Source organism: Bacillus sp. ISL-46 (genome assembly GCF_018613205.1).
Window position 1 is genome coordinate 1 of sequence record NZ_JAGGQR010000030.1, and the last position, 9578, is coordinate 9578.

Below are 9578 nucleotides of genomic sequence, written 5' to 3' on the forward strand. Positions count from 1 at the left end.
CGTAAGGGAGCGACAGTCAGTGGTGCACCGTGGTCGTTGGAGTCAGACTAACGGATGGGCTCTAACCCACCATAGTTCATCGACCTTCCTCTCCCAGCCGTAGAATCAGTATTGACGGTTCTAATATATTTTCATTCTCTGTGGTGCAGCGATGATTTTTCCGCTGCATGGATGGCTAACGGGCAGTTTAGTTGTGCGAAATGTTTCTAGTTTAAATGGAGGGTGGTTACATTTCTCTGGTAAAGGCTAGACAGTTCCTTCTGGAACTGAAGGGTTATATCGAAGAGTCAAATGATAGTGTAACGACTTGAAGGGCTCTCTCTTAGTCGAATGGCACTTAATTTAGTAAGAATGATAGTGTTATAAGCTCGGTGAAAAGGCGTGAGAATTTACCGTAACAGCTTAGCTTTTAGCTGTCGAAAGCCTACCCGCGGGGGTGGTGTAAATCATGATGCTTGAGTTGAATTTATATGGTGAGAATGCGAAGAAACCTAAAAGAACAAAGGTTAAGCTGACGAACTTCCGAATGTACGGGTCTATAACTGCAATACATAGAAATGTGTATATCACCAAATGTGAGGTTAGATGTGGATGAGTAAAACTAACTAATATAAAAATCCATGATACGTTAAAGGCGTATGAATGCTAACAGGCTTACAGGAAGCACCTAAGTTCTTTCTATAATAGATATAATTCAACATTGTAAGCTGATAACGTGGAGGGCTTACTCCCGATGAATCGTTGGCAAGGAAAGCAATGATGATAATAGTTCTTGTATAACTTGTCTTTATATCAGTGAAAGTGGTGGCATAGTACCAATGAAATGTCTAATCAACATGGAGGGATAGCCACTAGACTAATGAAGAATCATTCAACCATGTAAGGCAGATCTTTATCGATTAATAAGGTTCTCGTGAGACTAAAAGAGGTTAACTCCGAAAGGGGTAGCCGACTTATTGAAACGGAAGAAACTGAGACATGAAAGGTACTAAGTTACCAGAAGTGTTGATGATTAAATTGAATTGGATTAGTTGGGGCGCCGTATGCGATGGAAGTCGCACGTACGGTGCTAGCGGGGGGAAAAGGGGGAGATAACTTCAAACCCTTACCTATCTGTCATGAAGAAGGAATTGATATTAACGAAGCATTTGACTCAAAGGGCGACATAAAAAGATAATAAAAGAGGGTTCTAAAATAATTTTTAGAACCCCTCTAGTTGTGATTATTAGTATCCTCAACACATGAAGGATGCTCCAACAATGATTAAAAGGATGAATAGAACAACAATCAAAGAAAAATGTGCTCATTCCGCCACCTTGGTAGCCCATCAATCATCACCACCTTTATTAGACATCTATAAAAGAGCTTTCGGGCTCTTTTTTCTTGTAATATTTGAATTCACCAATTAACTAAAAAAGTGCATTTAATCTTTTAAAATAGGTAGTAGTTTAGTCAGTTATAAATGTCACTCATATTCTATAAAGACCATAGGGACAAGTTTATTGTAAAGGAAGTGAAAACATGCGTTATGTAAAACATCAATCTACTGCGAATAAAAAGATCTCCAATAATGAAACGAACGATGATATTGAAGTAAGTATTATAATACCTTCCCGAAATAAGTATCCGTTAAATTTATTTACCCTTTATTCACTTGAAAATCAATCCTTTAACGTTAAGAAGATGGAAGTAATTTTTATTAATGATGCATCTACTGATGAAACAGAAGAAAAATTAAAAAACTATCATCCTCCCTATATTTTTAAATATATTCACTGCACACAAAAACTCGGAAGAGCCAGGGTTAGAAATTTAGGTATCGAATCAGCAAGCGGCAGGATTCTTATTTTCCTTGATGCTGAAATGATTACTGAACCTGAGTTTGTACAAAATCACTATAACTATCACCATATAACCGATAATCTGATTGTGACAGGCACGATGCATTCAAAAGCTCTATATTCTTGTATTTTCCCCGAATTTTCCGACCAATTCACGAATAAAATCGAAAAGTTAACAAAAGAGAATCAACAAATATATAAGAGATTCAAAAATTCTAAACATCCTATCGAAACCCCATATCCACTGATTAATAAAGACGATATAGTACAGGGGCACTTCAAAGATATATCGTATAGTGCGTACCCATGGTTCGAAGAAATAATTAGTAATTACAATGTAAAGTTAGAAGGGTTCATGTTTCCATGGATGGCATTTCTAACAGGGAATATCTCTATCAAAAAGGAGCTTATCACCCAGGCAGGATTGTTTGATGAAGAATTTTTTAATTACGGTTATGAAGATTGGGAATTAGGATACAGGTTATATAAAATGGGCGTCAAATACGTAGTGAGTAATAAAATGCCCACATACCACCAAGAACATCCTGTCGAGGAAAGTAAGTGGAAAGAGGCGGTTGGAAACTTCGGCTTATTCACAATAAAACATCATGATGTCGATGTGTTAATTTTGGCATTAGAACTCGCTAGGATGACAGATTTGAACACGATGAATAACATCTTAAAGGAGTATAAATCGCTTCTAAAATCTAATCCAGAGCAATTTCAAGTTTTCTCGGAAAAATTTATCTATATCCTAGAAACGATTATTCTGATGCTAGAAGTCGATATACGACATTTTAATATAATAGGTGCGGCAGGATTCAGTTCAGAAGCAAAAAAAGAGTTGCAAAGAGATATGCAACAAATACAAAAACTTGAAATGTTTCCGAACCTAACAAAATTTTTAGCTACTGTTATCAATTCATAAGAGAGGGGTGAAAAAATGGTCTCTATTATTACTTGCACCATAAGAGATGAATGTATGGATAATGTTTTTAAGAATTATCAACAGCAAACATGGAGGGAAAAAGAATTATTTATTATATTGAATAAAGATTCCATGGACATTGATAAATGGATTAAGAAGGCAAAGAAATATCCGAATGTTCGGGTTTATCAACTGCATGAAAAGGCTGCTTTAGGTGATTGTTTAAATTTTGGGGTCTTGAACTCAAATTATGATATTATAGCCAAATTTGACGATGATGATTATTACGGACCTGATTATATTGCAAATGCAATGTCCGTTTTTGAGGATCCTAATATCTCCATTGTTGGAAAAAGCTCTATTTATATATACTTCAAAAATAAAAAGGCTTTAATTCATGTTCCAGGAATCGAAAATTCAATGTCCGATACAGTAGCTGGTGCAACTTTGATGTTTAGAAAAAATGTGTTTTATTATGTCCGTTTTGAAAAAGTAAATCGAGCGGAGGATTACTTTTTTATCGATCAATGCAAAAAAGAAGGCTTTAGCATCTATTCAACAGATCGTTATGATTTTGCTGCTATTCGACAAGACTCAGAAAACCATACTTGGAAGATTTCAGACGAGGATTTGATGGGGTGGGGAGACTTGGTTGAATATACTAAGGATTTTCAATCATTGGTTCAAAAAAGAAAACTACTTTACACATTAAATTCATGGCAGCAAAAGTAAGCATCGCTTGCATGGAAAATTTTTTTAGGTCTCTAAAGGGTGTCCAACGCATACCATGCTTTTCTTTTGCATCCGCAAAGACACGTTCAAGAGTTTCTTGTGAAATAATCTACTTAAAGGGTGCGTTAGTTAAAGAACAACTCAAAAAAGGACTCATTACAGTCCTTTTTTATTTGCTAAAATATCAACATTATCATTTAACAGAGCCTTATAATAAATAAGCCATATAACACCGTCGCTATTGCGCCCCATTTAGCAGCCCCCGAACTAAACATGTTAATAAGAGCATACACGCTACCGCTAACAACGGCGATGACAGGAAGCTCCACAGCAAAATCCGCAATCCAATCAACAACACCGTTAAAGGTAATTTCCGTAAATTTTTCACCTAACCACCCCTTCAATTGCGTTAAGTCCATCCCACCAGTTTATATTGCCTAAATTCTCCGCAAGTGGAGTCGGATCAAGCCAGCTATCGTCCGGCCCCTTCATTCCGAGATGCAAATGCGGACCGGTCGAATTGCCCGTATTTCCGCTTAATCCGATGATTTCTCCTGCATGAACATGTTCCCCTATCCTTGCCTTAACCTCGTTCATATGGCCGTATATAAGCCGCGTACCGTCGTCAAATTGAATTGATAGCCCTTTGCCGATATTAGCTGTGCCATCAAATACTCGGTCGACTACGCCATCACTTAGCGCCCTGAGTGTCGTTCCTTCAGGTATCGCGAGGTCAATGCCGGTATGTGGCGTTTTATGCACCGCATCTACCGAGCCAAACTTACTTGTTATGCGGACAATCATATCGCCCTCATCGCCTCTACGAGAATATTTAATACTAACGGTGTCATTTGTACGAGCACGTAGCCCAGGCCAGCGCCCTGCATCATGCTGAAGCCTTTCTCCTTATTGCCGATCATGATGAACAAAGCACCGCCAAGCACGACGACCATGGCCACCGGATATGCTAGCGCCTGGACTAGAGTAATTAACGGATCAAACGCATGTAGCATCTTATCGTACATGGCCCCACTAGCTACCGCCGCTGTTACTGGTACCGCAGTCGCTGCAAGAGCGGCTTTAACTTTCAAGAATGGCGCTACTGCTAACGGAATTAATATCCCGGACTCGAAAAACACCTTCTTTTCCTGCTCCGTAAGCTCGACAACATCGTTTTTCCGTGCCATAAATTCCTTAATCGAATATACCTCTTCTTTACGTCTGAACATGCTGTTATCCCCTTCCTATGCGTTAAAATCGGTTAATGTAAAGACTTGCGTTTGAAGTCCTTCACTTAATTTCATTAACTCTTGGCGCCTATGCTCCGTCGTTGTAATCCACACAAATTTAGGTGCGATCATTCCGAAAGCTAGTCGCTGCTTTAATATCCGATACTTTTCGATTTTTGCCTGATTCTTTTTCATCGTTTGCGTATTGTCGACCTCCACCACTGTATAAACGTCGCCTTGCTTAAAAAGGGCATCTGCGACACAAACTACTTTATCCTTTTTCGTTTTGCCTTCGTTGATGATCCGGATTTCATTTCTCCATGTGGACGGACATCCATAGGCTATATAAAGATAGTTCCGCATAATGTAGTGCATCACGTTGCCGGTACATTTCCGGACCTTATCGCAGTTGACTAGCGCCCGACCTTTTGCGTTAAGATAGTAAATGTTTTCACCGCTGCGCATCACGCTTAAATACTCCTCCATTTGCTTCAAAACTCGCTGAGCATTCCGATCACTTTTTAAATTGTGGATTCGCTGAATCTGGCTTCGTGTCAGATAATCCAGTTTCTTCAAATCGAGTAATATAGCTTCCTCCCGTTTTCGTCGGTTCCTTTCCGTGTGGTACACTGGCGTCCTCCTTCCTTGCCTGAAAAACAATGTGCGGCTTTATTTTGATGTCGATAAACTTATTCGAGATTAATGGCGTTTGGACGATGCGGTCGCAGTCGGTCTGATAAATCGCACGGCCACGCAAGCCAGTCGGTAAGGACTCCGCACCGCACCGGTCTAATACAACCATGCTTTGAGTGCTGTTCTTTAACTTGAAGCAAAGAGCTGCGCTTGTGTTCGCCTTAACCTGACGCGGAAATACATCCGCAGTTGGATATTGAGTTGCGAATATCAATCTGTAGCCAATTCCGGCACCGATACGGGCTACTTCACCGAGTAAATGAGTAGCCCGGTCACGATCCGCCTTTTCTTCAAAGCCAGCGATTTCAGCACCTTCATCAACGACGATAAAGTGTCGCTCCTTCCATCCGGCTTCGCCAATGTCTTCCCATCCGTTAGCTAAGAAGTAAGCCTGGCGCTTAATTAAATCGTCGTGAATGGCCTCCAATGCCTCGAGCGTTTCCTCTCCGTTTTTAGCAACCGTCTGCACTTGCTTGCACGCCATGAAGCGACTGAACGCAAGACCTCCTTTTAAATCAATCAGCGTAAATTTAACGTTGTCAGGCTCGTTATTAATGAGCGTTGTGATTGCGTTCTTTAAGAATACCGTCTTGCCGTACCGAGTCATGCCGGCCTCGACAAGCATCTGAAGCTTTTCGAAATCATGGACGACGAACTCTTTATACGTGACTCCGACCGGCACTTGCCAGTTCTTAACTTTCGCGAGCATGTCATCGTCATAAAGCAATTCCTTGGTTAGCCCTTCGTCGTACACCCGCACGATTAACATACCGTCGTACTCCATTTCGATTTCCTTATTTAGCAGGACTCGGTTGTTAATAATTGCCCGGAGTTGCTTCGGTAAGCTTCGAGTTATTCGCAATTTGCGAAATTCTTTTAGATTGATCCGCCTGACACTGCGGTTATTAAGGCCGTCTTTAAATTTGCCGTATTTATCGAGGAAATCTTGCAGCTCAAGTCCCAACGGAATTTTATAGACATACTCTGTATACTTTTTCGCCTTATTGTAATTCCTTCGATAGAGACGCATCTTTTCGTCTTTTTTGTACAGGCCGCAGTTTTCAGCGATCTTTAAAATCTTATCGCTATCATCGTTCAAATTCGTCTTGTAATAATAACTAGCGCCAAGCACTCCGAGCATGCTTCCGGTTGTTAGCACTTCGAATAACAAATCGCCACGCCCCTTTCGAATATCACATAGTGATAGTTGTAATAGATACGCATGGTGAAAGCGAATAATAGGACGATTGGTGTCGTAGTGATAGAGGCGATAATGTACCGTTCGCTCTACCGTGATGCTGGCGATTGGTAATGCGTATGATAAAGTGTATGGGATATCGCCCAAATATTGCGTGTCTATCATAAGATTTTTTGGAAAACTACAAAGAAATTTATGAAAGGATTAGGACGAGTTTTGTCGAAATTATATAGTAGGTGATCAGACATGGTAATTAGCTTAATAGGCTCGTGGATAAAGCAATCGAAGTATAGCAGACCGGAGATATGCGAGATATTCGGCATTTCGCAGAATACATTATCGAATTGGAGTACGGGGAAAACATATCCGTCAATACCGCAGGCTTTAAAGCTAGCTGCGCTATTAGGCGTTAAGGTAGACGATTTATATAAGATGAAAGAGGAAGAGTGAAGGAATGAATGAAGTATTAGAGGCGAAGCTAACTATCTCGCGGATTAAAACGCAGCTCCTCGATTTAACTGGCGAGCTAGTGGCAGCTGAGTTATCGGATAAGAAATACGCGATCAAACGGTTGCTTGCGGTCATAGAATACATCGATGAGCATGACGTCAAGGTTAGCGACATAGAATTGTAGCGATCTCCCTGAGTTCGATTTTTCATTGCGAAATTTTTTTCGACTTGACCCCTCGATGCTGGAAAATTATACGCGGGTAGAAATTACTTGAAAAGCGGATTTTTTCGGATGGGCTTGGGGAATTCCGACTATTTTAATCGGATTTAAAAAGTATATAAACCGGAATCATTTCGACTGTGTGACGAATGTATAACGATGAATAATGTTTTCAACATAATTACGTATAATGTACGTTATCTGCACTTATGTGATATACAAACGCAGTCATGTCAACGCTCAATCGTTACGTAGATAATAACGTTATGCAGCATCCTATACATCCGCATAGCACCGCCATTCCTACCGCCAGTGGCTCCGGTATTTCCCACGCTTTATGTATAATGAATACCGGTTCAGTATACGGATAGCTGCGCAATATCCTTCCGATCAGTCCGTTATTCTACACCCCCTCGGTTTCGGAAGCGGTCCGTCCGGCAGGCGCTTCGTGTTAGTGATATCGCGAATATGTAATCTTTTGTATAGCCGGATGCCCTTGCAATTCGCCACCGTATCCCTGTCATATTGCGAGATGATTATTCTGATTGTAAGATAAAGACGTTTCGGGCATTCTACAACTAGGAGGTGCTCTCATGTCTTGGTGGATATACACTCATTTTATAAACACGCTTTGGTTTGTATTCATTTTGATCTCGATTCCTGGCACTTTTCTAATTTATTTAGTTTATTCAAATTTAAAACAAAAAAAGCAGGAAAATGACGATAGTCAAAATCAATAGCACCTACCGTTATTATCTTCCACATTACGTCACCTTACGTTGTAAATCGGAATCATACCGCGTTCCTTCTATTATATATCCTAGTATTCCACTAGGTAATATCGGACTAATCTACGACAACTACCCCGACCAATTTATTTATAAATACTCCGTATTTGTCCATTGCCATCTAAGACATCCCTTCATAATATACCGTATAGTTCTCACTCATTGCACCTTTACAAAGCGTCTATATGGCGCTTTCTTTTTTCTTTCATATCGTTCCATCCGCACTAATCTACGACAGTCACTCCGCACACATCATCGAATGTCACCCGCTCGAATTCGCCAGGCTTTACCTCAATGCGGAGCTGATGCGTAATCGGGTCGATATGATGAATACGCCCAGTCATATCCGTCGTAAATCCGTCAGTCCACACGGATAGCTTCACCGCAAAGTTATATTCCATCGCGTAAGCAATTCGCTGGTCAAACTCCTCTGTATCGAATTCGCTAAGTAACGGCCGTGGCTGGCGCTCTTGGTCCTTAAACATATCGCGCTGCTGTTCGAATACTTGCGGCATAAAGGACGCTGCATTCCATTTAATTAAACCGCGATCTCTTATCGTCATTTCGAACATCTCCTTCGTTCTTATTATACACGAACAAATGTTCCGTATGTAAACGAAAATAAAAAGACCAATTTTACGTGGTCTTTAGTTATTCTTATTCAATTAAAGCACCCGTTACTTTAAGTACAATCTTTCACAATCTGCTCCGTTAATCAAACCCAAAAAAGGTGATGCTTTGTTAAAGCATCGCACCCTTTAGTTTAACATGCATGCTATTCTAGTTTACAAACCTCTTGTAATAAACCAATAAAATAACAAGCAAGATAGGATTAATAATTGCTGAATATCCTAAATTCCACCATCCGTAATGAAAATATCCCCAAGGTTCGGGCAATAGGGTGATGGATTCATAGGTTAACAAACATACTTCCCAATAGATAAAATAACGAATTTGTTTAATTAAGGAACTTTTAAAAGGATACCAATTCAAAAACATCATATTTACAGGTGGAAGTAACATAGTATTGGCTGGTAATGCTGCCCAATCCACATTTTTTGTAAAATACCAGTATGCATGATATTTCAAATCTATGTAAGCATCAAAAGACATTTGAAATGCAGTTGTAAATGACCAGATATGGGCAATTTGTTTTGCCGATAAATTCTTATTAGTTTTGAAAGCAAGCACATTAAATATGATAATTACGATAAAAAGTCCAATCATTATTATTTTTCCTTTTTCTTCTTACAATATCCTTATTAAGTAATTATCATACTCAAGGTCTTATTAACCTAAACCTGACCGTTAGTCGAATAAGAAAAAGGCTGCTTTTTTGCAGCCAGTTCTTTAAGGAAAGCACCCGTTAGCCATCCATGCAGCGGAAAAATCATCGCTGCACCACAGAGAATGAAAATATATTAGAACCGTCAATACTGATTCTACGGCTGGGAGAGGAAGGTCGATGAACTATGGTGCGTTAGAGCCCATCCGTTAGT

Annotated in this window: 12 protein-coding genes and 2 pseudogenes; 5 read left to right on the plus strand and 9 right to left on the minus strand. The window is 39.9% G+C overall.

Annotation, left to right across the window (positions count from 1 at the left end; all coding sequences use genetic code 11):
* Positions 1 to 1048 precede the first annotated feature (1048 nt).
* Positions 1049 to 1177 carry a hypothetical protein gene (locus J7E67_RS31860; protein WP_285290655.1) on the plus strand — a complete coding sequence of 43 codons (129 nt, stop codon included), beginning with the start codon at positions 1049 to 1051 and terminating at the stop codon, positions 1175 to 1177.
* 57 nt (positions 1178 to 1234) lie between these two features.
* Here J7E67_RS31860 and J7E67_RS16520 read toward each other — a convergent pair.
* Positions 1235 to 1297: pseudogene (locus tag J7E67_RS16520) on the minus strand (YjcZ family sporulation protein); the annotation flags it as partial.
* Between the two features lie 224 nt (positions 1298 to 1521).
* On the opposite strand from J7E67_RS16520, the gene J7E67_RS16525 reads away from it, so the two are divergent.
* Entirely contained in the window at positions 1522 to 2769 is a 1248-nt protein-coding gene (locus J7E67_RS16525; protein ID WP_214717075.1) for a glycosyltransferase family 2 protein, read from the plus strand.
* 15 nt (positions 2770 to 2784) lie between these two features.
* Positions 2785 to 3501, plus strand: coding sequence for a glycosyltransferase (locus J7E67_RS16530; RefSeq protein ID WP_214732392.1), 717 nt, complete (start codon positions 2785 to 2787; stop codon positions 3499 to 3501).
* On the opposite strand, the pseudogene J7E67_RS16535 reads toward J7E67_RS16530, so the two are convergent.
* The 6 genes and pseudogenes from J7E67_RS16535 to J7E67_RS16560 form a co-directional block, all read right to left on the minus strand.
* Positions 3431 to 3601, minus strand: a pseudogene (locus J7E67_RS16535) (transposase); the annotation flags it as partial. The gene J7E67_RS16530 and the pseudogene J7E67_RS16535 sit on opposite strands and share 71 nt — an antisense overlap.
* A 97-nt stretch (positions 3602 to 3698) precedes the next feature.
* Complete coding sequence (locus tag J7E67_RS16540) at positions 3699 to 3905, minus strand: hypothetical protein (protein ID WP_214717073.1); 207 nt, start codon at positions 3903 to 3905, stop codon at positions 3699 to 3701.
* Positions 3886 to 4263 carry a M23 family metallopeptidase gene (locus J7E67_RS16545; protein ID WP_214732393.1) on the minus strand — a complete coding sequence of 126 codons (378 nt, stop codon included), beginning with the start codon at positions 4261 to 4263 and terminating at the stop codon, positions 3886 to 3888. Before J7E67_RS16545 ends, J7E67_RS16540 begins: the two co-directional genes overlap by 20 nt.
* Before the next feature lie 38 nt (positions 4264 to 4301).
* On the minus strand, positions 4302 to 4730 hold the full coding sequence (locus J7E67_RS16550; RefSeq protein WP_214717071.1) for a hypothetical protein: 429 nt from the start codon (positions 4728 to 4730) through the stop codon (positions 4302 to 4304).
* Positions 4731 to 4745: 15 nt separating this feature from the next.
* A complete protein-coding gene (locus J7E67_RS16555) occupies positions 4746 to 5306 on the minus strand; it encodes a replication-relaxation family protein (protein WP_251026820.1) in 561 nt (186 codons plus the stop codon).
* On the minus strand, positions 5245 to 6594 hold the full coding sequence (locus J7E67_RS16560; RefSeq protein ID WP_214717069.1) for an FtsK/SpoIIIE domain-containing protein: 1350 nt from the start codon (positions 6592 to 6594) through the stop codon (positions 5245 to 5247). The genes J7E67_RS16555 and J7E67_RS16560 overlap by 62 nt, the downstream gene beginning before the upstream one ends.
* Before the next feature lie 273 nt (positions 6595 to 6867).
* On the opposite strand from J7E67_RS16560, the gene J7E67_RS16565 reads away from it, so the two are divergent.
* Both J7E67_RS16565 and J7E67_RS16570 read left to right on the plus strand, forming a co-directional pair.
* Positions 6868 to 7071 carry a helix-turn-helix transcriptional regulator gene (locus J7E67_RS16565; protein WP_214717068.1) on the plus strand — a complete coding sequence of 68 codons (204 nt, stop codon included), beginning with the start codon at positions 6868 to 6870 and terminating at the stop codon, positions 7069 to 7071.
* 4 nt (positions 7072 to 7075) lie between these two features.
* On the plus strand, positions 7076 to 7255 hold the full coding sequence (locus J7E67_RS16570) for a hypothetical protein (protein ID WP_214717067.1): 180 nt from the start codon (positions 7076 to 7078) through the stop codon (positions 7253 to 7255).
* A 1048-nt stretch (positions 7256 to 8303) separates the two neighbouring features.
* Here J7E67_RS16570 and J7E67_RS16575 read toward each other — a convergent pair.
* Both J7E67_RS16575 and J7E67_RS16580 read right to left on the minus strand, forming a co-directional pair.
* Positions 8304 to 8642 carry a YolD-like family protein gene (locus J7E67_RS16575; RefSeq protein WP_214717066.1) on the minus strand — a complete coding sequence of 113 codons (339 nt, stop codon included), beginning with the start codon at positions 8640 to 8642 and terminating at the stop codon, positions 8304 to 8306.
* A gap of 217 nt (positions 8643 to 8859) precedes the next feature.
* Positions 8860 to 9306 carry a hypothetical protein gene (locus J7E67_RS16580; protein WP_214717065.1) on the minus strand — a complete coding sequence of 149 codons (447 nt, stop codon included), beginning with the start codon at positions 9304 to 9306 and terminating at the stop codon, positions 8860 to 8862.
* Positions 9307 to 9578 lie beyond the last annotated feature (272 nt).